27 protein-coding genes are annotated in these 22,691 nt (G+C 46.0%); 25 read left to right on the top strand and 2 right to left on the bottom strand.

Annotated elements, in window-relative coordinates; genetic code table 11:
- Positions 1-55: 55 nt before the first annotated feature.
- A complete protein-coding gene (locus tag Q1X33_RS04630; protein WP_005226571.1) occupies positions 56-2,101 on the top strand; it encodes a methyl-accepting chemotaxis protein in 2,046 nt (681 codons plus the stop codon).
- A 271-nt stretch (positions 2,102-2,372) separates the two neighbouring features.
- Entirely contained in the window at positions 2,373-2,582 is a 210-nt protein-coding gene (locus Q1X33_RS04635) for a hypothetical protein (RefSeq protein ID WP_005226572.1), read from the top strand.
- A gap of 33 nt (positions 2,583-2,615) precedes the next feature.
- Here the strand turns inward: Q1X33_RS04635 and Q1X33_RS04640 are convergent, their stop codons facing one another.
- Together Q1X33_RS04640 and motA are read right to left on the bottom strand one after the other, a co-directional pair.
- On the bottom strand, positions 2,616-3,386 hold the full coding sequence (locus Q1X33_RS04640) for a flagellar motor protein MotB (protein WP_005226573.1): 771 nt from the start codon (positions 3,384-3,386) through the stop codon (positions 2,616-2,618).
- A gap of 13 nt (positions 3,387-3,399) precedes the next feature.
- The gene (motA, locus tag Q1X33_RS04645; RefSeq protein WP_005232810.1) at positions 3,400-4,164 is read right to left on the bottom strand and encodes a flagellar motor stator protein MotA; all 765 of its coding nucleotides are present in this window, start codon (positions 4,162-4,164) and stop codon (positions 3,400-3,402) included.
- A 618-nt stretch (positions 4,165-4,782) separates the two neighbouring features.
- Between motA and flgB the strand changes: the two genes are divergently transcribed.
- The 23 genes from flgB (at position 4,783) to Q1X33_RS04760 (ending at position 22,691) form a co-directional block, all read left to right on the top strand.
- Positions 4,783-5,145 (top strand): flagellar basal body rod protein FlgB, encoded by a 363-nt coding sequence (flgB, locus tag Q1X33_RS04650; protein ID WP_005226575.1) that lies wholly within the window; start codon positions 4,783-4,785, stop codon positions 5,143-5,145.
- Positions 5,146-5,166: 21 nt separating this feature from the next.
- Positions 5,167-5,583 carry a flagellar basal body rod protein FlgC gene (flgC, locus tag Q1X33_RS04655; RefSeq protein ID WP_003129038.1) on the top strand — a complete coding sequence of 139 codons (417 nt, stop codon included), beginning with the start codon at positions 5,167-5,169 and terminating at the stop codon, positions 5,581-5,583.
- 7 nt (positions 5,584-5,590) lie between these two features.
- Entirely contained in the window at positions 5,591-5,914 is a 324-nt protein-coding gene (gene fliE, locus Q1X33_RS04660; RefSeq protein ID WP_005226583.1) for a flagellar hook-basal body complex protein FliE, read from the top strand.
- Positions 5,915-5,941: 27 nt separating this feature from the next.
- Positions 5,942-7,564, top strand: a complete 1,623-nt coding sequence (gene fliF / locus Q1X33_RS04665; RefSeq protein ID WP_005226585.1) for a flagellar basal-body MS-ring/collar protein FliF — start codon at positions 5,942-5,944, stop codon at positions 7,562-7,564.
- A 10-nt stretch (positions 7,565-7,574) separates the two neighbouring features.
- Entirely contained in the window at positions 7,575-8,579 is a 1,005-nt protein-coding gene (gene fliG, locus Q1X33_RS04670) for a flagellar motor switch protein FliG (RefSeq protein ID WP_005226586.1), read from the top strand.
- Positions 8,563-9,321: a hypothetical protein gene (locus Q1X33_RS04675; protein ID WP_034868939.1), complete on the top strand. Its 759-nt coding sequence runs from the start codon at positions 8,563-8,565 to the stop codon at positions 9,319-9,321. The genes fliG and Q1X33_RS04675 overlap by 17 nt, the downstream gene beginning before the upstream one ends.
- The gene (fliI, locus tag Q1X33_RS04680) at positions 9,318-10,670 is read left to right on the top strand and encodes a flagellar protein export ATPase FliI (RefSeq protein ID WP_005226590.1); all 1,353 of its coding nucleotides are present in this window, start codon (positions 9,318-9,320) and stop codon (positions 10,668-10,670) included. Before Q1X33_RS04675 ends, fliI begins: the two co-directional genes overlap by 4 nt.
- A gap of 22 nt (positions 10,671-10,692) precedes the next feature.
- On the top strand, positions 10,693-11,112 hold the full coding sequence (gene fliJ, locus Q1X33_RS04685) for a flagellar export protein FliJ (RefSeq protein ID WP_005226592.1): 420 nt from the start codon (positions 10,693-10,695) through the stop codon (positions 11,110-11,112).
- 65 nt (positions 11,113-11,177) lie between these two features.
- Positions 11,178-12,551, top strand: coding sequence for a flagellar hook-length control protein FliK (locus Q1X33_RS04690; RefSeq protein ID WP_005226605.1), 1,374 nt, complete (start codon positions 11,178-11,180; stop codon positions 12,549-12,551).
- Positions 12,552-12,563: 12 nt separating this feature from the next.
- Positions 12,564-12,995 (top strand): flagellar hook capping FlgD N-terminal domain-containing protein, encoded by a 432-nt coding sequence (locus Q1X33_RS04695; RefSeq protein WP_005226606.1) that lies wholly within the window; start codon positions 12,564-12,566, stop codon positions 12,993-12,995.
- Positions 12,992-13,354 carry a hypothetical protein gene (locus Q1X33_RS04700; protein ID WP_005226607.1) on the top strand — a complete coding sequence of 121 codons (363 nt, stop codon included), beginning with the start codon at positions 12,992-12,994 and terminating at the stop codon, positions 13,352-13,354. The genes Q1X33_RS04695 and Q1X33_RS04700 overlap by 4 nt, the downstream gene beginning before the upstream one ends.
- Positions 13,355-13,432: 78 nt before the next feature.
- The gene (locus tag Q1X33_RS04705; protein WP_010748537.1) at positions 13,433-14,329 is read left to right on the top strand and encodes a flagellar hook-basal body complex protein; all 897 of its coding nucleotides are present in this window, start codon (positions 13,433-13,435) and stop codon (positions 14,327-14,329) included.
- A 35-nt stretch (positions 14,330-14,364) separates the two neighbouring features.
- On the top strand, positions 14,365-14,562 hold the full coding sequence (locus Q1X33_RS04710) for a flagellar FlbD family protein (RefSeq protein WP_005226609.1): 198 nt from the start codon (positions 14,365-14,367) through the stop codon (positions 14,560-14,562).
- An 11-nt stretch (positions 14,563-14,573) separates the two neighbouring features.
- On the top strand, positions 14,574-15,077 hold the full coding sequence (gene fliL / locus Q1X33_RS04715; protein ID WP_005472968.1) for a flagellar basal body-associated protein FliL: 504 nt from the start codon (positions 14,574-14,576) through the stop codon (positions 15,075-15,077).
- Positions 15,078-15,091: 14 nt separating this feature from the next.
- Positions 15,092-15,457: a flagellar biosynthetic protein FliO gene (locus Q1X33_RS04720; RefSeq protein ID WP_005231716.1), complete on the top strand. Its 366-nt coding sequence runs from the start codon at positions 15,092-15,094 to the stop codon at positions 15,455-15,457.
- Positions 15,454-16,218, top strand: a complete 765-nt coding sequence (gene fliP, locus Q1X33_RS04725; protein ID WP_005232783.1) for a flagellar type III secretion system pore protein FliP — start codon at positions 15,454-15,456, stop codon at positions 16,216-16,218. The genes Q1X33_RS04720 and fliP overlap by 4 nt, the downstream gene beginning before the upstream one ends.
- 25 nt (positions 16,219-16,243) lie before the next feature.
- The gene (gene fliQ / locus Q1X33_RS04730; protein ID WP_005226613.1) at positions 16,244-16,507 is read left to right on the top strand and encodes a flagellar biosynthesis protein FliQ; all 264 of its coding nucleotides are present in this window, start codon (positions 16,244-16,246) and stop codon (positions 16,505-16,507) included.
- A 12-nt stretch (positions 16,508-16,519) separates the two neighbouring features.
- Positions 16,520-17,269 carry a flagellar biosynthetic protein FliR gene (gene fliR / locus Q1X33_RS04735; RefSeq protein ID WP_005226614.1) on the top strand — a complete coding sequence of 250 codons (750 nt, stop codon included), beginning with the start codon at positions 16,520-16,522 and terminating at the stop codon, positions 17,267-17,269.
- A 30-nt stretch (positions 17,270-17,299) separates the two neighbouring features.
- The gene (locus Q1X33_RS04740; protein ID WP_005226621.1) at positions 17,300-18,367 is read left to right on the top strand and encodes a flagellar biosynthesis protein FlhB; all 1,068 of its coding nucleotides are present in this window, start codon (positions 17,300-17,302) and stop codon (positions 18,365-18,367) included.
- A gap of 19 nt (positions 18,368-18,386) precedes the next feature.
- Entirely contained in the window at positions 18,387-20,462 is a 2,076-nt protein-coding gene (flhA, locus tag Q1X33_RS04745; RefSeq protein ID WP_005226622.1) for a flagellar biosynthesis protein FlhA, read from the top strand.
- A 30-nt stretch (positions 20,463-20,492) separates the two neighbouring features.
- Positions 20,493-21,200 (top strand): sigma-70 family RNA polymerase sigma factor, encoded by a 708-nt coding sequence (locus tag Q1X33_RS04750; RefSeq protein WP_005226623.1) that lies wholly within the window; start codon positions 20,493-20,495, stop codon positions 21,198-21,200.
- Complete coding sequence (locus Q1X33_RS04755; RefSeq protein ID WP_005226624.1) at positions 21,197-21,898, top strand: flagellar hook-basal body protein; 702 nt, start codon at positions 21,197-21,199, stop codon at positions 21,896-21,898. Before Q1X33_RS04750 ends, Q1X33_RS04755 begins: the two co-directional genes overlap by 4 nt.
- A 10-nt stretch (positions 21,899-21,908) precedes the next feature.
- Positions 21,909-22,691 (top strand): flagellar hook-basal body protein, encoded by a 783-nt coding sequence (locus Q1X33_RS04760; protein WP_005226625.1) that lies wholly within the window; start codon positions 21,909-21,911, stop codon positions 22,689-22,691.

Genomic DNA, 22,691 nt, shown 5'->3' on the forward strand with positions numbered 1-22,691 from the left:
ACGGACGAGTCTTCATTGGATCGTGTGAAATTGGAAATGAAGGAGTGGCACAGTTGTGAAAAAAAGAAAAAAGACGATAGGAATTTATGTGATGATCACCTTGATGCTGGTTGCGGGGATCCCGATCATTGTCATGCTGACAAGTTCCTATTTAACCACCAAGAACTTATTGATTGAACGAAATGATTTGAACAAAGAAAGTGCCGTCAATTTGATCTTGGCGGAAGAAAAGAGTTTGCGCCGATCGACGGAAAGCAAATTGAAATCAATGGCTGAACTGCCAGCGATGAAAACAGAATTCAGCATGGGGCGCATCCGTTCAGATCTTTCTTTAGCGATTGCTGGAAGCAACAGCTTCTTAGCGGTGACTTTTGGGACAGAAGATGATGAGTATGTGACCTTCAATCCCTTACCAGATGATTATAAGCCTACGATTCGGCCATGGTACAAAGGGGCCGTAAAAGCTGAAGGAGAAGTGTATTGGACAGCACCTTATTTAGATACGGTGTCGAATCAATTTGTGACGTCGGCTTCGATCAGGGTCAAAAATTCCCATAATCAAGTGGGGGTTTTAAGCGTCGATGTTTCCTATGAAAGCATTCAAAATATCTTGTCTTCCTTTACCGTAGGGCGGACTGGGAATGTCACCTTAGTTTCAGAATCTGGGGTCATCGTGACCTCAAAAAACACCAAACAAATCGGTAAGAATATCAAAGAAGAAGAAGTGTTCCAAAAAATCAAAGAAGCTAAAAACCCGACAGGCATGGTTGGCTTAGGCGACTCGAATAAAGTCAACGATGTGTTGTATGACAAGTCTGCTGATTCCAATGTTTGGGCGTACTCCGAAGTCAAAGCTAGTGATCTAGACAAAGAGTTAGGGGCGTTAGTCCGCACCACCATTATCGTTACGATCTTGATGCTGCTCTTTGTAGGACTGGTTTCTTATGCCGCGATCAAAGTAGTCGCAGCGATCATCGATTGCTTCAATCGTTACTTTAGAAAAGTCGGTGAAGGCAAACTAGAGAAGATGAGCAAAACCAAACGAGCCAAAGGCGAAAAATGGACATGGGATCAATTGGCACGCCGAGTTGTGTATCCAGACAAAGCAGGCAATGAGATCCAGCAAATGGCGGACAATTACAATGTGATGATCGAAGGCACGGGTGCATTGATCCAAAAAGTACAAAAAGAAAGCAACAGTGTCGCAGGAATGTCGGATTCTTTATTAGAATTGTCAAAACAAACCAATATTGCGACAGAAGAAGTCTCTCAAACCATTACGGGGATTGCTGAAGTGACCGGTGCTCAAGCCCAAGAAACAGAATACAGCGTGTCACAAATGCAAAACCTCTCGCAGGTCGTGAAAGAATTACGAGAAAATGTTGGCGGCATGAGCAGCAAGTCACAAGAATCTACGAAGATCAATCAAGAAAACTTAACGATCATGGATCAAGTCGATGACAGCTGGCGACAAGAGTTGGCACAGATGGAGCGTTTGATGTCGAACATGACGGGAATGAATGATAGTATCCAAAACATCAACTCGATCATTGGGGTCATCAACGATATTTCTTACCAAACCAACTTGCTAGCCTTGAATGCATCGATCGAAGCCGCAAGTGCAGGTGAGTCGGGCAAAGGCTTTGCCGTCGTGGCTGCTGAGATCCGTAAATTGGCGGAACAAAGCAAGGCTTCTACCAAAGAGATCGAAGCGATCATTGAAGAAATTCGTGAGCAGTCTAGTCAAATGGTCAAACAAACGTCGGCGTCTGTCAAAGGCGGCGTTCGCCAAACCAACTTGATCAAAGAAGCGATCTCGTCTTCAAAAGAAGTTTTCCAACGCAGCAGCTATATGATCGAAGGCATCCATCATATTGAAGCAGCCAGTGCCCGTATCGAAAACATTCAAAACAGTGTACTGGAAAACTTAGAAAACATTTCCGCATCAACGGAAGAAAATGCCGCTGGTACACAAGAAGTTTCCGCAAATGCAGAAGAAGTCTTGGCAACCATGGATGAATTTACCAACCATGTGGCCGATCTCAGAGACATTGCAGAAGAGTTGAAGCGATTGACCAATCGGTTTGAAGTCGAAAAATAAATGATTGACTAGCGAAAGCTGATCATCCCCCCATTCCCAATAAATTCGTTGGTAATGGGGGTTTTTTGATGTGTATGGTTAAATCAGAATTGTCCAACTGCAAAAAAAGAAGGTCAGTTAGGAAACCGTAGGGTGAGGCATGAAGCATCTGTTATAATGAGAAGAAGCAACCAATGGCTGTCGACTTTTGCCAAGCAGCAACATCAGACAGGTGAACTGTGATTGCTCATTAAGAAGCGTACACTTTAAGTTGAGAAAAGGAGGGGTACGGTTGCTGAAGATTTTTGGAAAAGAATACCAATTGATTCGTCTCGCCTCTTGGCTGATGCTAGTTATGGGTATCATCATTTTAGGCTTAAAAGGGTTGCTTTTTATGGTTTTTGAGATTCCTTTTATTGACCGTTCCACATTGGTGGGCATTGTCATCATTTGTTACGGCTACTACAATTTATTTATAGATAAAAAAAACGATCGCCTTTGAAAGGGGATCGTTTTTTTAATTGGAAAAGGTTATTTATTGAGCAGCTGCCGTTTCAGTCCGCTGAATGATCATCTCCACGCGGCGGTTTTCCGAGCGGCCTTGGGGGGTGTTGTTATCGGCCTTCGGTTCGGTATCGGCAAAGGCTTGGATGGCAGCATTTTTTTCTAAAACAGCGCCTTTGCTGATGAAGTACTCCATAACGGTAATGGCCCGAGCGGAACTAAGATCCCAGTTAGATTGGTAGCGGCCATTGCCTTTTTCAGGTACGTTATCGGTATGCCCAGCGATCACGATTTTGTTGGCTTTTAATTTTTTTAGTGAGTCCGATAGCAGATCCAGTGACTGACGAGTGGTGTCCGTGATCTCGGCGCTGCCAGAGGCAAACAAGATACTGCTGGCAAGCGTGATATGCAAGCCATCGGATTCCAAGCGGACTTCTGTCTGCTCTTTTAAGCCAGAAGCTGCCAGCTCTTGTGACAGCTGGTCGCTGATTTTTTCTAGTTGCTGATTTTCCAGTTGGGTCCGAACCGCTGCTTCTTGCGCTTGTGCTTCGGCAGAAGTGGCGGCTTTTTTTCGCGGCGTGGTCTCGCCCATATCGATCACCGACCCAATCACAGATGAATTGCTGTGGTGGCTGGAAAGGATGGTGCCAAATTCGCTTTTGATTTCTTGGAACTTCTCATCATCGACTTTCGCCATGGCAAACATGACGATGAACAAAGCCAGCAGCAAGGTCAACATATCCGAGTAAGGCAAAAGCCACGCTTCGTCTACATGTTCTTCATGTTTCTTTTTTCGCTTCATGTCGCTTCACCCTTTATAATTGTTCTTGCCGTTTTTTCGGATCGATCAAGCTGTATAATTTTTTCTCAATGCTTTTCGGCGATTGCCCGGCTTGGATCGCTAAGACCCCTTCCACGATAATCGACATCATTTGGACCTCTTGTTCCGATTTCAAGGTCAGGCGTGAGCTAAAGGGAATGAACAGGACATAGCCGAAGAAAATACCATAAAGGGTCGCCACGAAGGCCGCCGAGATCATGTGCCCCAGTGCCTCTACATCCTCTAAATTACCTAGCGCCCCAATCAGCCCGATCACGGCTCCTAACACCCCTAAGGTCGGGGAACTCGTGCCGGCGGTTTTAAAAATAGCCGAGCCGATGCGATGCCGTTCTTCGATCCCATAGATCTCATTCTCCATGATTTCTTGGATCTGTTCGGCAGCGATGCCATCAACCACCATTTCCAAGCCCTTTTTTAAAAAAGGATCTTCTAAGTTTTGGATGGCACCTTCAAGAGATAACAAGCCATCGCGCCGGGCTTGGTTGGCTAATTCAACGATGGTATTGATGGTTGTTTTTAAGTCGTATTCTTTATTTTTCAGCAGAACGCCGAAGATCTTCGGGATTTTTTTGATATCACTGCTGGGAAATGAATTGATAACGGCTGCGATCACACCAACGAAAATGATGATCGCGGCTGCCGGATTGATCAAAACGGCCACATTGGCACCTTTTACAATCATCCCAACCACCACAGATATCAATCCTAAAATAATACCGATCAGCAAGAAAAAATCCATTTGTTGCGTCCTCCTAAATTCTATTTCCAGGTTTTAAACCCTCATTTATTTTATCGGTGAATTAAAATCATTCTTAATAGCAAAAAAAAATAATCCTAAAAATAACTAAAATAAATTTTCATCTTCTTCTTTTTTTGTTGTTTTTTGGGCAAGTGGCGGCAAACTTTTGAAATGGTACAGCTTGCAATTTTTGTGAATATTTATAGATGGTACCGTTTTTTTTTCGTGAAGCGTTTCTCAGGGTTTGTCATGTCATTCAGCACAAATGAAAATGTTTTAATCAATTTTTCGAATAATGCTTGTTTTTTTATCAAAAATCATCTTTTGATCAAAAAGCATAGATATGCTTGTAAAACGCTTTATATCGATCGTTTACTTTTTATAACTGGGGACGAAATTGCGATGAAACAGTGTTTAACAAATAACATAACATGGTTGTAACTTAAATGTCATATCCGTAAAGTTGCAAAAATCAAATTGTAAAATAAAAATAATTCTACTATAATGACATCACGTCTTCTTGTTTTTTTAATCTATAACAAAAAAATAAATAAATATATTTGTTTCTGTTCCATCGCTGAAAAAAACGTTTGGTACAGAAGGTGGAAGGAGCAATTATTGTTGGATACCTATGATTTATTAAAAACAGCCATGAACGTTTCTGCCCAACGCGCAGAATTGATTTCGTCTAATATCGCCAATGTCAACACGGATGGGTACAAAGCAAAACGCATCGTGTTTGAAAGCGAATTAAAGCAGGCACTCGCTTCATCAGGGACGGACGCTGCAACCGAAGCGTCAGTTTCTCAAGTAAAACCGAAAATCACTGAAAATGCAACTACCAGCATCAAAGACAACGGCAATAACGTGGATCTTGAAGTGGAGATGTTGGATCAAGCAGCCAATGGGTTATATTACAGTGCATTGACCGCACAAGTCAACGGTCGCTTGCAAATGATGAACCTTGTATTGAGTAATTGATAGAAAGCGCAGGAAAAACAAATGGGTATGTTTAATGGACTAACGATCAACGCGAGCGGTCTAGCATTGGAACGGTTAAAACTAGATACGATCTCCAGCAATATCGCAAATGTAAATACGAATCAAACACAAACAACCGCTGCTTATCAAAAAAAGAGTATTCTTTTTTCAGAAAATTTAAAAAATAGTCGCGAAGGAACACCGGCGACATATGGTGTCAAAGTGACGGGGATCGCTGCCGATGAGACGGAAAAACTGACCTATGATCCTACGAATCCCGCTGCCAACGATGAGGGATATGTCGGTCAATCAAATGTGGATATTGCCGATGAAATGGTGGCAATGTTGCAAGCGGTTCGAACGTACGAAGCCAATGTTTCTGCTTCAGAAATGAATAAAACGATCTTGAAAAAAGCATTAGAAATATCAAAGGGGTAACGAGAAAATGGATGGACTTTTAACGACAGGATTAACGGACTACCAAAACGTTTTGCGGACACTAGGCACGGGGGCTGCTTCAAACGAGACCAGTGCTGCAGGCGCCAAGGAAAATCAGTTTTCTTCTTACTTGACCAATGCGGTTGATCAGTTGAATCAAAAAACGGCGGTCATGGATCAAGATACTGTAAATTTGATCACCGGCGATGAAAGCGATCTAGGGAATGTGATGATTCGCATGACGGAGGCGCAATTGGCGCTACAAACAGCCGTTCAAGTACGAAACAAGTGTTTAGAAGCTTACAATGACGTGAAAAATATGCAGTTTTAGCAGTGGGTGAGGGAATAAGGATAAATGATGGATAAAGTGAAAGAATGGACAGAACAACTCAAAGACCGTTGGCAAATGCAAAGCTCTTTAAAGAAAATGATCGTTGTTCTTTCCGTTATCAGCGTTCTCGGAATCACAGCAGCTGTGTATTATTTAAATACGCGAATTGAATACGGTATCTTGTTTACGGATCTAAGCGATGCCGATGCGGGAACGATCAGCAAGGATTTGGAGGAACAGCAGATCGCCTACAAATTAGCCGACAATGGGACGACTATTTTGATCGACAAGGACCAAGTCGATGAATACCGCATCAATCTTGCCGTGGACAATAAATTACCAAATACCAGTACAGGCTTTGAATTATTTGATGATGCCAACATGATGACAACCGACGAAGACCGCAAGATCATGTATCAGCGGGCAGTAACGGGCGAACTGCAACGGGCGATCGAGTCGATCGATGCGGTCAAATCCGCCAAAGTTTTACTCGTAATGCCAGAAGAAAGTGTCTTTTCTTCTGAGGAAAGTGCGCCAACTGCTTCTATCGTGTTGACCTTGAAAAATCAGCAGATTTCAGATGAGTCCGTGCAAGGGATCGTTACCTTGACTTCAGGGGCAGTGGAAAAGCTGAAGCCAGAAAATGTAAAAGTCGTTGATAGCGCGGGCAATACCTTGACGAGAACCGAAGATGAAGCCAGTCAATTAAGTGGCCTGAACAATAAATACATTGCCATCAAAGATTCCTACGAAAAAACGCTAGAAGAAAAAGTAGCGAAGTTGCTGACACCGATCTATGGTGCAGACAAATTCCAAGTGTCGATCAATTTAGACTTGAATTTTGACTCGATCGAGCGGAAGAAAGTTACTTATGATGACCCAGAGATCAAGAGTGAGACAGTGCAGGCTGCTGGTTCGCAAGGGACCGTCCAAGAAGCCCAAACAGGGACGGTGGATGACAATGTCTCCAATGTGACGGGCACGGATGGAGAGGAAAACAATTCCTACAGCCGTTCGGTGGAAAACGAATTGGATACCGAGACCACCACAACCATTACGGCCCCTGGCATGATCGAACGAATGACCAGCTCGATCGTGATCAATGCGAACCTTTCGCAAGCGGATCAAGCAGAATTGCAGCAGTTGATTGCTAGTGCCGTCGGCTATGACAATGACCGTGGTGATCAAATCGCGATCCAAGGATTTGACTTTGCCCAAGCAGAGGTTGATCCAGCCGTTGATCCGCAAGGGAATGAACCGATTGCAGCTGCCAAAGGTTATCTCAAGTATGCCATCATCGGCGGCATCGTGTTGGCCTTGTTCTTAGTGATTTTAATGATCGTTGGCGTGATCCGACGTCGTCGTAAAGAAGACGAGCTGGAAGTCGATGTGACGGAGGAAATGGTCACTTTTGCACAACCGTCAGCAGTTAGCACTGGTACAAGTCCGTCAGTTGCACAAGAAGTCGTTTTTGGCGGTGTCGGCAATCGGTCTGCTGAAACGAAACCAGCGGTGCCAGAAGCATCCACACAAGAAGCCGCAGCAGAACATTCAGGAGAACCAACATTGGATCAAACGGCTAGAAATTATGCCGAAAGCAATCCTGAAGTAGCGGCGGAATTGATCAAAGCTTGGATGAAAGAAAAATAAGGGGGCAGCCATGGATACAATAGACGGGGTAAAAAAAGCAGCGATTCTTCTGATCTCTCTAGGATCAGATACCTCTGCAAAGATCATGAAGCTGCTGCCAGAATCATTTATACAAAAGGTGAGCTATGAGATCGCCAATATCGACTTTGTCAGTCCCGAAGAGCGGGATCAAGTGTTGGAGGAATTTTCTCATACCGCAACGGCTCGCAAATATGTCTTAGACGGCGGGATCGATTATGCCAAAAATTTGCTGAACCAAGCATTAGGCCCTCAAAAAGCCAAAGAAGTTATTGACGTATTGACTCAGATTCAGCTGCGGGAACGGCCCTTTAATATCGCTCGCAAAGCCGATGTTCAACAGTTGACCAATCTGTTGATCGGTGAACATCCGCAAACGGTAGCGTTGATTTTGTGCTACATGCAGCCGGACAAAGCGGCCAGCGTCTTGTCGCAGTTTCCCGATCATTTGCAAGTGGAGATCGCTGAACGGATCGGGACGATCTCCAGTACGTCGCCTTTGGTGATCGAACGGATCGAAAAAGTGATCGAGAACAAATTCTCGAATTACATTGAGAACGATACGGAAAATGTCGGTGGTGTGCATACTCTGGTTGAGATCTTGAACTCAGTCAGCCGCAGCACCGAAAAGAACATTTTGAACGACTTAGAAAAGCGGCAACCAGAACTCTCCAACGAAGTGAAATCCAGCTTGTTTACTTTCGAGGATATCGTGACCCTCGATCGCTTGGATGTTCAAAAAGTCTTACGAGATGTTCAAAACGATGTCTTAGTCTTAGCGCTTAAAGGCACGACCGATGACATCAAGAACTTTATTTTCTCCAACCTCTCATCACGGGCGGTGGAAAATCTGCAAGAAGAAATTCAATTTATGGGTCCTACCCGCTTATCTGCTGTAGAAGAAGCCCAACAAAGTGTGGTGGCTGTGATTCGACGGCTAGATGAAACCGGTGAGATCTACATCGGAAGGGGCGACCAAGATGCAGTGGTCAAATAGCAGTTTATTGAAGCAGCAGGCGGTCAAAACGACCGAAGCTGCGCGCAGTATTTTGACGGATACGACCATCAAAGCGCCGATTGAGAAACCAAGCTTAGACCCAGAACTGCAAGCGGCTAGACGTGCACGCCAGTTGGAGCAGGAACGGCATCTGCAGCAAATGGAAGCCTTGAAGCAGCAGATTTTGACCGATGCACAAGAACAAGCGGCGCAAATTCTAGCAGAAGCGAGAACGGAAGGCTTTCAAGCAGGACAAGCAGACGGCTTTCAACAAGGCTATCAAGAAGGACTCAATGCCAGCAAAGAAGCCGCGCAAGCATTGATGGCACAAGCCCAAGCCAATGTCGCTGAAGCCGTTTCTGAGATCAACACCTTTCGCTCAGAGAAAAAGCAAGAAATGATCGCTTACGGCACGGCAATCGCTGAAGCCTTGATCAATCAACGTTTTACAGATGAGCAAGCAAGCTTCCTGCCTTTTGTGGAGTCTGTGCTATGGCAATTTGAACAACCCGATCAATTTGTGACTGTTCGCAGCCAAGAGCAGCATCTTGCAGGGTTGCGAGAATTGTTGGAAACCAAAAAGCAGACGATCAGCGGGTTTCGCTATTTACTCATGGCAGATGACAGCTTGGCGGAACACGATTTTTGTATCGAATCTGAAAATGCCTTGGTGGTTTTTGAACTGAGGAAAGAAATCGCGCGCTTTTTGAGCCAATTTCTAGAAAGCAGTGTGAAGGAATGACGTTTGAATTACCGATCACAGCGCTGCGCAAAACGGCGCAAGCACAGCCGTTTTTTACCACCTACGGCAAAGTCAGCGAAGTCGTAGGTCTGCTGATCAAAGTCGAAGGGCTGGCGGTTTTCATAGGGGAAATCTGTGAAGTCGCATTGCAAAACAAGACACATACAGCCTTAGCTGAAGTCGTAGGCTTTGTGAAAAAAACCGTGCTCCTGATGCCCCTTGATCAGCTAGAAGGCATCGGACCGGGCTGTTTGGTGCGGCCAACTGGCAAATCGTTGACGGTAAAAATCGATGATACACTGCTAGGGCACACCTTAGATGGACTAGGGCGACCGTTAGATATGGCGCTGGAGCTGGAAAGTGCGCCAGAATATCCAGTTAGTCAAGATTCTCCTGACCCCTTTCGCCGTCAAAAAATCGCTGAGATCATGCCGACAGGTGTCCGGGCGATCGATGGTCTTTTGACCGTCGGTCTTGGCCAACGGATCGGCATTTTTGCCGGCAGCGGGGTCGGTAAGAGTACTTTATTGGGGATGTTGGCTCGTTATTGCGAAGCCGATGTCATCGTGATCGGCTTGATCGGCGAGCGGGGACGAGAAGTCAAAGAATTTATTGAAAATGATCTAGGCCCAGAAGGTTACCGCAAGTCGGTCGTTGTCTGTGCTACCTCCGATATGCCGCCTCTCGTACGATTAAAAGGGGCTCATGTGGCAACAGCGATCGCTGAGTATTACCGCGATCAAGGGAAGAAAGTCGTATTGATGATGGATTCGGTGACCCGTTTTGCGATGGCACAGCGGGAGATCGGTCTATCGACAGGCGAGCCGCCGACGACCAAAGGTTATACCCCTTCTGTGTTTACAGCTTTACCGAAGTTGTTAGAACGCAGTGGGATGTCGGACAAAGGCTCGATCACGGCCTTTTATACTGTCTTGGTAGAAGGGGATGACATGAATGAACCGATCGCTGATGCGGTGCGGGGAATTCTTGATGGACATATTCTGTTGTCCCGAAAAATCGCCGCTCAAAATCATTATCCTGCCATCGATATTCAAAACAGCCTCAGCCGCTTGATGAAGACCCTTGTTTCTGAGGAACAGCATAAACATGCGGGGGAACTAAAAGAAAACATGGCCGTTTATGCAGAGGCCAAGGATTTGATCGATATCGGTGCCTACAAAAGCGGCAGCAATGCGTTGACCGACCAAGCGATCGCGTTGCATCACCCCATCCTGAGGTTTTTACAGCAAAAAGTGGATGAGCGGATCCCATTTGAACAAACGATTTTTGAACTGGCGCATTTGTTCAGTGAAGAAGCGCTGATCGAGCGCCAGCGTTCGACCATGTAAAACAGATCATAAAGGAGCAGCTATGCAAGCATTTCACTTTTCCTTAGAAAAAGTATTGGATCACCGAAAAACCATTGAGCAAGAAGCCAAACGCGCTTACGCCCAAAAACAACAATTGTTGATTCAGCAAGAACAGCACCTGAATACGCTGACACAGGAAAAAGCCCAGCTTTTTGATGTCAATGAGATGACCATTGGGCGGATGCAAGTGCAGCAACGCTATTTGCTTGCGTTGAATGCCACCATCGATGAGGTTCAGAACAAAATGTTTCACGTGAAGCAAGAATTGGCAGAGTCTTTATCGGTGGTGGTAGAAGCGCAGCAGGAACGCAAGATCGTGGAAAAGCTGCGAGAAAAACAATTCGCTGAATACACCTATGAACAGCAATTGGAAGAGCAAAAACAATTGGATGAGTTTGGCAATCGCGCCTTATTTTCTTAAAGCACTAATGGTTTTAGTGATGAGACGACCTTGGTTTCAAAGCATCAGCTGAGAGGAGGTGAACAATGAAAGAGATCACAACAAGTGCCGCAACCGCTGTACCTGTCGGTAGCAAATCAAAAAAGACGGAGGCGTCACCAGAAGTCTTCAGTTTGCTGATGCAACAGCTGACAGAACAAACAGCAAGCAATCTGCCAGCATCCTTCGAACCATCAGGTATGACGGAGCAAACCGCCACCGCACCAGAAATGGGGATTGCCAGCAGTATGGAACATCTGCCGCAGGAGCCAGAAATCACTCCAGCAGTCGAACAACCTGCAACGACACAAGCGCCAGGAATGAGCCAGATCAGCCAGGCACCTTTTGCAGGCTTGCTTCAAGAAGCGCCACAGGCATCAATGGCAACGACGGAGCAGAACCAAACGAGCGCCACAGCAGCTTCTCTCGACAGTGTTTCAGCAGCTTTTCCAGCACCAATAGACGTAGCCACCACAGTCATCAACCCCTCCGAGCCTGCGCTTGAAGGTCTAGCTTTGATGACAAATGACAGAAGTGAAGCCGCAGCAACAACGCTTGAAACACCTTTGCCAGAAGACTTAGTAGGCGAGGAGCAGACCACGGCAAAAGAAATCGCTCCTTTCAAGGAAATCAAGGAAGTCGATTCAGTAACACAAGCCGCGATTGCGCAAACGACAGAAGCACAGCTGAAACAGTCCACCGAAGGGACCGCGCAATTGGGCCAAACGGGACCATTAAATCAAGTGTCGCCAGTGACCAACCAAGCGACGGATACGACTAGCACCTTGCAACGCACGAATGAAACAGTCGCCAAAAAAGCGGAAGCTGTTTCTGCACAAGCCATTGCTTCTTCAGCAGCAACCGACAATGAAATAGCGGCACCAGCACTGCAGCTACTTGATGTTTCTCCCCTTTTGACCAAGCAAGGACTAACGCCAACAAAAGCGAGTATGGAGCAAGCGGTCCTGCCCTTAGCAAAAGCGACTGCCCAACTCGTCCAAACGAGCAGCACGGCAAGCGAGAAAAAAATCACGCTGCAATTCGTTCCCGAAAAATTAGGCACGATCCAGCTTTCCCTAGAAACGAATGCCCAAGGCAGCCGCTTAGAACTGACCGTTCAGCAGCCACAAGCCAAAGAATTATTGCTGTCCATCAAGCATGAGCTAGAGCAAGTTTTGCAAAAGCAAGAGCAGCCGATCCTAGCGATCAAAGAACCTACGTTAGCTTCTGTCCAGCAGGCTAGTCCGCTGGCAAATCAATCCTTTGCCGGCAGTATGATGGCAAGTGACAGTCAGTTAAGCCAACAGCGGTTTTTACAGGCTCAAAAAGGACAAAGCAAAAAGCCATTTCATCAAAGCAATACGGCTGAGGAAGAGCCGCAATTAGCACCGATCGATCATGCGATCAGTATTTTAGTGTAAAGGAGGAGACCTATGGCAGATGAAATTACAGCAGCTGCGGCCGGTATTGCCAATACATCGGCATTAACGCAAACAAAAAAATCTTCAGATATCTCCATGGATGATTTTTTGAAGATCTTAGCCGCATCTATGAGCAACCCATCGATGGGAGGCAGCGATTCTTCTGGTGGTGGTAGCACCGACTATATCTCGCAACTGGTTCAATTTACGACCTTAGAGAGCTTGAATGAATTGAGCGAAACATTGACGACCTCGGTGATTTTACAGCAACAGCAGCAAGCCTTTAGCTTGATCAATAAACAAGTCACTCTGATGGACGGCATAGAAACATTGTCAGGAACCATCGAAAAAGTCCGCTTTGCCAATGGCTACGCCACGATCGTCGTAAATGGCAAAGAATACAGTATGAGTGCGATCCAAGAGATTGGCGGCGAAGCAAAATGAGTTTGAGGATACAACAGGGGCTGCAAAAAGTTGCCGGGGAGACTTATCAACATCCCCGCAAAGGCGTGGACAAACAAGCCTTTTCTGCAATGCTTGAACAAAAACAAAGCGACATCAAAGTCTCGCATCATGCGCAAAAGCGTTTGACCGCAAGAGAATTGACCTTACAAGACGATGATTATCAATCCCTTTCAACGGCGCTTAGTGAGCTCGCGGAAAAAGGCAGCAAAGAATCACTGCTCGTGTACAAAGATATGGGCTTGATCGCCGATGTCCATTCACGAACCATCATTACGGCGATGGGGATGAATGAGCTTCACACCGTCACCAATATTGACAGCGCCACATTTATCAAATAGCAGCTGGACTGAAAAGGGGCTGCAAGTATTTTCTGAATGACAGAGGAAAATACGCCAACCATAAGGAGGAAAACAAGCATGTTACGATCATTATATTCAGGTGTCAGTGGAATGAAAAATCTTCAAACGAAAATGGACGTGGTTTCCAATAATATCGCCAACGTCAATACGGTTGGATTCAAATCAAGTCGAGTCCTTTTTCAAGACATGATGAGCCAAACGATGTCTAACGCAACTGCGCCAGGCAATGGCTTAGGCGGGATCAACGCAACGCAGATCGGTTTAGGGGTTCAGACGGGCTCCATCGATACTATCAATACAGTCGGTGCCCCGCAATCGACAGGTCGCAGCATGGATTTTTATATCAGCGGACAGGGCTACTTTATGGTACAAGGACCAGGAGCAAATGGCGAAACCTATTACACACGAGATGGCGCATTCGTGCGCGACAGCAACGGAACCTTGACCAATAGTGATGGGATGCAAGTCTTAGGTCGTTCAGTCAACGGCGGTCAACCAGTTGTCTATGATGACAACTTTGATGAAAACACGGCATTGAGCGGACAAGATGCGGTATCTCCCTTGTCGATCCCAAGCACACTGACCGTCAATGGGGAAACCTTGACCTATAACTCCATGGCGATCGATGCCAATGGCTTAGTGTTGGCAAAATACGGCAATCAAACCTTTGTGATGGGAAAAGTCGGTGTCGCAACCTTCAATAACCCAGAAGGCTTAGAAAAAGTCGGCGGCAACAACTATATCCAAACCAGCAACTCAGGGAATCCGATCGTTGCAGGACCTGGCAACAATGGCGCAGGAACGCTGCAAGCAGGTGCCTTGGAAATGTCCAATGTCGATCTTTCGACAGAATTTACCGAAATGATCATTGCGAGCCGTGCCTATCAAGCAAATTCAAGAAGTATTACGACTTCTGATGAAATGCTGCAAGAATTATTGAATCTAAAACGTTAAGAACGTGACGCTTCATCATTGAGAGGAGTTTGACCATGATTCTAGTGACAGCATTGAATGGCAAGCCATTCTATTTAAATCCAACATTGATTTATCGGATCGAAGAAATGCCGGATACATTGATCACACTGACAGACGGCAAAACATTAGTGGTGACGGAAGCTGCGCAAGAAGTTGCGCAGCGGGTGATCGAGTATCATACGGTGATCCATTCGAACCAAGTGAAAACGTAAGGGTGGGAAAGATGGCAAAAGAAGAAAAAGCACCAAAAGCAGAAAAAGAGAAAAAAGGCTTGAGTATGGTTGTTTTACTGCCGATCCTCTTGATCGTGGTAGTCGGCGGCAGTATCGGCGGGACCTTAGTGACGAATCACTTTTTGACGGGGGAAAAAACAGCAGCTGCTGAAACAGCAAAAGACAGCAGCAAAATCTCCTCAGACGAAGCGATCGTGGCATTGGATGAATTTTTAGTCAATCTGGCCAAAGAAGACAACCAAGAGCAGCAATACATGAAGGTCAATTTATCGATTTTAGTGGCGGATGAGGAAAAAAGCGCGGAAGCCACGAAAAATGTGGCCGTCATTCGTGACAGCGTCGTAAATTTATTGCGCCAACAAAAGGCCAGCGGTATTTTGAGCTCCGCCGAAAGTGTACCGAATTTAAAAAAAGCATTGAAAGAAACAATTAATCAGGAATACGGATCAGAAATCGCCAAGGATGTTTATGTGACGGATTTAGTGATCCAATAGAAAGAGGCATGTTGATGGAAACATTTTTATCGCTGGTCAAAATGATTGGGTTTTTGCTGCTTATTCTTTATTTGATCAACATCAGTTTGAAATACTTGAATCGTTACACGAACCAGCACAATCACCAGCTGCGTATTTTGCAAAAAATCGCCGTCAGCAAGTCGTCTTCGATCGGGATCGTCCAAATCATGGACAAATGTTATGTCATGAGCTTTTCTGAACAGCAAAACCAAATCATCAAAGAGTTGACGCCAGAAGAAACGGCCGCTTTTTTACAGCAAAGCCTAGAAAGCACCCAAGTGCAAGCTGGCAAAGACTTTTCTGAATGGCTCAACAAAGCCAAGGCGGAAATTGCTGGAAAACGAGGCAAGCAAAAATGAAGATCAAAGGCAGAGATATCAAGATCATGGCTGCGGTCCTTTTCAGCAGTCTGATGCTTCCGCAGACGGCATTTGCGCTAGACACGGAAGACGTCAGTTCCACCATCAACAATTTATTGTCGAATGGGAATGGCTCAAGTGATACGATCAATACCTTCTTGTTGCTGACGCTGCTTTCCCTTTTACCAGTCTTGCTGATCATGATGACTTCTTTTACTCGTATCATCATGGTCTTGTCCTTTGTGCGCAGTTCGTTAGGTACACAGCAAAACCCGCCCAATCAAGTGTTGATCGGGTTGGCCTTATTCTTGACATTTTTTATTATGAAACCTGTGTATACCGACGTCTACCAGCAAGCGATCGAACCGTTTGATCGACAAGAGATCAGCCAAGCCGAAGCCTTTGACCGCTCAGAAAAACGGATCAAGGCCTTTATGATGGTACAGACACGGGAAAAAGACATTGCCTTGTTTGCGGAAGCTGATGGGGAGACCGAAAAGTATCATTCTTCTGACGATGTTCCTCTGACCGTTATGGTACCGGCGTTTATTATCAGTGAGTTACGAACGGCTTTCAGTATCGGCTTTTTGATTTTTATCCCCTTTTTGATCATTGATCTGGTCGTCTCCAGTATCTTGATGTCGATGGGGATGATGATGCTGTCGCCGATCATGATCTCACTGCCCTTCAAGATCTTACTATTTGTTTTAGTGGATGGCTGGTATCTGATCGTGGAGTCGCTGATCAAGAGCTTTCAATAGCCGCTAAGAAAGGAGCCAAGAGGAAATGACAGTAGAAATGGTACTTGATGTGCTAAGGGAAGCCTTTCTTCGAATTTTAGCGATATCTGGCCCTGCCTTATTGGTTGGCATGCTCGTTGGATTGGTGATCAGTATTTTTCAAGCCACTACCCAAATCCAAGAACAAACGTTGAGCTTTGTGCCGAAACTATTAGCGATTTTTTTGACCTTGATCTTGGCGGGGAATTTTATGCTGAATCTCTTGTTGAATTTTACCAAAATGATTTTCAAGATGATTGCGGCAATGTAAGGAGGAAACCTGATGGCGCCGATTCAAGCGACGGTGTTGATTTTTTGTCGAATATTGGCGTTTGTCGTCCTTTGTCCGATCTTCTCACAGAAAAATTTTCCGTCACTGGCAAAAATCGTGATCGGCATGGCGTTGACGGTCCTATGTCTGCCGACGACACCTGCGATTCCCGAGCTTTCCCTCTTTATGCTGACGGTTTTCGTCATCAAGGAAGTACTGTTTGGGATGGCGATGGGCTATTTGAGTCAGCTGGTCTTTACTGGTGTGGAAATTGCGGGTCAACTGATCGACTTTCAAGTAGGCTTTTCGATGGCGCAAGCCTATGATCCGACGTTGCAAATCGCCTCTTCCCAGTATGGCAAAACGTACTATTGGCTGACGATCGCTGTGTTTTTTGGACTTGATCTGCATCATCGACTGATCACAGCATTGCTGTTGTCTTTTCGGATCGTGCCCTTAGGCTCTGTGGTGATCCAAGGAACGACGGTTGAAGGCATCGTCAAACTTTTCAGCCAAATGATGGTGATGGCAGTCAATCTTGCGGCACCAATGATCATTGCGCTGCTGTTGGTGGACCTGGTGCTAGGTGTGATTTCTCGGTCGATTCCCCAGATCAATATTTTGATGATGAGTCTTTCGATGAAAACCGCCATCAGTTTTGTGGTGTTTCTCTTGCTACTACCCAATGTTCTTTCGTACTTAGGCAAACACTTGCCAGATACGGTCCGCTATTTGCAGGAGTTTATCGAGTCCTTTCAATAAAGTAACAGGTAGCCAGCAGGAGGTGAGAAGATGGCAGAAAAAGATGGCAAAACCGAACTACCTAGTGCCAAGCGGCTGCGGGATGCCCGCAAACGCGGGGAGGTCCCTAAGACCCAGGAATTAGCAGCAGCTGTTTCGCTATTGGTCTTCTCGTTTTTGATCCTGTCTTTATGGCAGTTTTTCGCAGCTTCTTTTTTGCCTTATTTTTCCCGAAGTTTGGCGCAGCTGGCTGATTATCAAACCAGTTTGGCGGATCTGCCGAAACTGGGGGTGCAGAGTATCTTGCTGCTGCTTTTGTTGTGTGCGCCCGTCTTTCTGGTCGCGCTCGGAGTCGGGCTTATCACGAATTATGCCCAAGTTGGTCTGTTGTTTTCTGGCAAGGCCGTCAAACCAGACTTTAAAAAGCTGAACCCCATCAGCGGGATCAAGCAGCAATTCAGTTTGCGCTCGTTGATGAATTTAGGCAAAACATTGGCGAAATTCGGCGTGATCGTCTACTTGTGCTACCAACAATTTTTAGCCGCCGTCCCTGTTTTACTGGGTTTGAGTGAAGTGGGGTTGGAAAAAACGATCCTGTTCATGCTGCTGCGGGCCAAAGAATTGTTTTTACAGATCTCGATTTTCTTGATCATATTGGCCGTAGTCGACTACGGCTACCAACGCTATAGCCATCGTAAGAACTTGATGATGAGCAAGCAGGAAGTCAAAGAAGAGTTCAAGCAAATGGAAGGTGATCCGCAAGTCAAAGCACAGCGCAAAGCGAAGTACCGTGCGATGACCCAAAATGCCATCGCCAACGTCAAAGAAGCGACGGTTTTGATCACCAATCCGACCCATTTCGCCATTGCGATTCGTTACGATGCCAGCAGTGAAGGGGTGCCGCGGGTCTTGGCCAAAGGGGCAGATCAGCTGGCGCAGCGGATGAAAGCAGAAGCACTGAAAGAAAATATTCCACAAATCGAAAACCGTGAAGTGGCACGAGCCCTTTATCGCCAAGTAGAACCCGGGGATCTGATCCCGGTTGAGATGTATGAAGCCATTGCCGAAATCATCGCTTTGGTCTATCAGTTAGAAGAAAGCCAACGCGGCAAGATTTAAGGAAACAGGAGGAACAAAAATGAATGAGGCTGCCTCAAAACCGAAAAAAGGCATTGGTCTGGCGGATATCTTAATCTCGGTGATCGTCCTAGCTATTATTGGTTTGATTATTATTCCATTACCGAGTGCACTATTAGATATTCTGATCATTATCAATTTGACGATCGCGATCAACATTTTACTGATCACCCTGTTTACCAAATCAGTGTTGGAATTCACTACGTTTCCAACCTTGCTGCTGATCACAACGATGTTTCGTTTAGGTTTGAACCTATCTTCCACGCGGTTGATCTTGACCCAAGGAAATGGCGGACACGTGATCGATGCCTTCGCCAATGTCGTTGCTGGCAGCAATTACATCGTGGGGATCATTTTGTTCGTGATCATCATGGTGGTTCAGCTAGTCGTCGTGACCAATGGTGCAGGGCGTGTCTCAGAAGTGACTGCTCGCTTCACATTGGATGCGATGCCTGGCAAGCAAATGGCGATCGATTCCGACCTAAATGCCGGTTTGATCACGGAAGCGGATGCCCGCAAACGACGAAAAGATCTGCAACGAGAAGCTGATTTCTTTGGTTCGATGGATGGTGCCAGCAAGTTTGTCAAAGGGGATGCGATCGCAGGGATCTTGATCACTGTCATCAATTTAGTCGGCGGGGCGATCATTTTCTCCATGGGGGGACAAATGACCGTCATGGAAGCCTTCGCCCAATTCGGGAAACTGGCGATCGGGGATGGCTTGGTCAGCTCGATTCCCTCTTTATTGATTTCGATTGCTTCTGGGGTGATCGTGACTCGTTCCGATAACGATAGTTCCTTTGGTTTGGATATTGCGGCAGATGTGATGCGTAATCCCCAACTGTTTCGGATCGTGGGGGCGATTCTCTTCGTCTTAGCCTTAGTTCCTGGGTTTCCGTTTGTGCCTTTTGTGTTGATTGGTTTAGGCCTTTTCGCAGCCAGCTTTCTGGTGACGCAAAAAGAAGAAAAGCAGCGAGTGGAACAAAAACAATGGGAACAAAAATTGGCACTGGAACGCAAAAAAGAAGCACAGGAAGAAGACGATTCCGTGGCTTCCTTCCAAGTGGAACCAATCTCAGTGGAAATCGGTTATGGTCTGATCCCTATCGTGGATAGTTCGATCGACAACAGCTTGATGAACCGCATCGTGGCCATCCGTAAACAGAGTGCTAGAGAATTAGGGATCTTAGTCAGTCCCGTTCGTATTCGCGACAACCTCTACTTGGATGCCAATGATTACGTGATCAAGATCCGCGGCAACGAAGTCGGCCGCGGCGATATTTACCCGAATAAAGTCATGGTGATCAGTCCGAATGAAGAGCCGTTTCCTTTTCAAGGAATCACAACAAAAGAACCAGCCTTTCATCTGGATGCTATGTGGATCGATGAATCCGATAAGGAGATGGCGGATCTGCAAGGGTTTACGATTATCGAGCCGTTGACCGTGATCGCAACACACTTAAAAGAAATCATCTATGCCCATGCACCAGAGCTGTTAGGTCGCCAAGAAGTCAAGAAATTATTGGAGGGCATCAAAGAGCAGTACAATGTCGTGATCGATGAATTGATCCCCGATATTTTGCGGCTCGGCGAGGTCCAAAAAGTTTTACAAAATTTATTGGATGAACAAATTCCCATCAATGACTTAGCAACGATCTTAGAAACCTTAGCCGATTACGGCGTTGTCACGAAAGACGTAGAAGTTTTGACAGAATATGTTCGCCAAGCACTTAAACGGACGATCGCTGCCAAGTATGCCAATGAGAACCACGAGCTGCAAGTGGCGGTGATCCAGCCGAAACTAGAAGAAATCATCGCTCAAAGTATCCAAAAAACCGCAACTGGCTCGTACCCGGTCTTAAAACCAGATACCGTGACCAAGCTGTTGGATTCCATCAGTGGGATCCAACATGCAGCGATCGCTCAAAATATCAATTTCGTCATTTTAGCATCGCCTAAGATCCGGTTAGCATTCAAAAAAATGATCGTTTTTAATTTTCCAGATATCGCCGTTCTTTCTCTAAATGAGATTCCCAATGAAATTGCGATCGAAACGGTGGGCAGTATTGACATTTAAGCAGAATTTTCTTAGGAAGGGGCATCGCCGATGTATGAAGTCGATCGAGAAGCGGAGATCATCAAGTATCTGCCGCTAGTGGAACGGGTGGTTCAGCGCCTGTCTATCAAAACCGCCGATTATGAATCAGGCGATCTCTATAATATTGGGGTGATTGGGCTGATGGATGCCTTGCGGAAATTCGATCCCTCAAAAAAAGTTCCTTTTGAAAGCTATGCAGCGATTCGCATCAAAGGGGCAATTATTGATGAAGTACGCAAGCACGCCAAAATCTCCCGATACAAAATGGCGGCAGTCAATCAGTTTTATCAAGCACGGCAAGAGTTGGAGCAAAGCCTCAAAAGAGAAGCGACCGACACCGAGATCTGCAAACAGCTGGGAATCAACCAAAGTCAACTAGCGGATATTTATGAGAGTCTGCACTACTTAGCCAGCGTCTCTTTGGAAGATACCTTGTTTGCTTACCAAGAAGAAGGCATGACCTTAAAAGATATGGTTCGGGATCCAGCCGAAAATGTCGAAGAGACCTTGGTCGCTGAAGAAAAACGCACCGCCTTGGTGGCGTGCATCAAAAAATTAGGGGAACGGGAACAATTGATTTTAAGTTTGTACTATACCGAAGAACTGACGTTAAAAGAAATCGCTGAAATCTTAGAAGTCTCGATTCCGCGAGTTTCACAAATTCATGGCAAAACGATTGCCAAATTGCGCACATTGATTGAGGAGGAACTGGCATGATTCGAGGATTGGATGTCTTATCACGGAACATTTCATTATTACAAAAGCGACAAGAGACGACGAGCGGCAATATTGCCAATGTCAATACAACAGGGTATCAAGCAAAAACTTTGTTCCAGTCGGCGCTAGATGAAGTGGCATTGCATAATTACCAAGGCGGGCCCAATGCGGATACCCGCCGTGATATCGGTGGATTGTCTTTAGGGACCCAATTGGCAGGCAGTACCATCAGTCAAGACCAAGGCGCCGTCAAACAGACCGGACAAGCCAGCGATTTTGCACTGCTTTCCGAAGGCTACTTTGTCGTTCAAAACAATGCGGGGCAGCGGTTGTATACGAGAAATGGCGACTTTACCGTCAATCAGCAGAATCAATACGTGACACAAGAAGGCTATCTTGTCTTGGGTGCCAATGGACAAGCAGTCAGCGCCTTGGGACCAGCGAACTTTCTGATCCAAACATTCCCCCCAGAAGCATTGACTACAGCTGGTCAAAACTATGTGACTAGCAACGCAGCAGGAACCACGGTGAATGCACCCGTGATCCAGCAAGGTGCCTTAGAACAAGCCAATGTAGCGGTTGCCGATGAAATGGTGGCGATGATCCAGACTTCTCGCGAATTTGAAGCCAATCAGAAAGCCTTGAGTTCAACGAATCAGACATTGCAAAAAGCGGTCAACGAATTAGGAAAGATTTGAGGATGAGTCAATGAATATCAGTGGATTATTAGGAATCAGCCGTTCTGGGTTGAATCATTTGCAGACAAACTTAGACACGACAGCCAACAACATCGCCAACGTCAATACCAATGGCTATCAAGCACAAACGACCCATTTTCAAGCATTGATGGAAAATGCCATCGGTGCAGAAGAAACGCTATTTAATGGCAACGCCGCCCAATATGGTGCGTCAATGGGGGCAAAAGCGACTACGACTACCAGTTTTGCCCAAGGCAATCTGGCGGGCACTGCTCAGCCATTAGATCTCGCGATCCAAGGCAATGGCTTTTTCGGGGTCCGGGACCAAACTGGTCAATTGCTGCTGAGTCGAGCAGGCAATTTTCATTTAAGTGAGAACAAGCAATTAGTCAATAGTGAAGGGTACCCTGTGGCAATGACCACAAACGTACCGACCCCTCAGTGGCCAGATGCGCAGCAAATCGCAATAGATGCCAGCGGTCAGCTGACGACGGAAGAAAATGGTCAGACTCGCGTGTTGGGGCAGCTGACCCTTTATCAGCCGACGAATACAGAAAACATCACGCCAGTGGGCAACCAACTTTACCGTGCCGGTGATCAAGCGTTGCTTACTTCGCAAACCAATCCAGCAGCCTTTGGCAGCGTCTTGCAAGGACAGTTAGAACAGTCGACGGTGGATCTAGCGACGTCCATGACAGACTTGTTAACGACCCAGCGTGCGTATGGATTGAATACGAAAGCCATGCAGACAGCCGATGAGATGTGGTCCGTGATCAATCGTTTTACAGATTAG

Origin of the sequence: Enterococcus sp. B2E4 (genome assembly GCF_030499455.1) — a bacterium.
GTDB classification, from domain to species: domain Bacteria; phylum Bacillota; class Bacilli; order Lactobacillales; family Enterococcaceae; genus Enterococcus_D; species Enterococcus_D casseliflavus.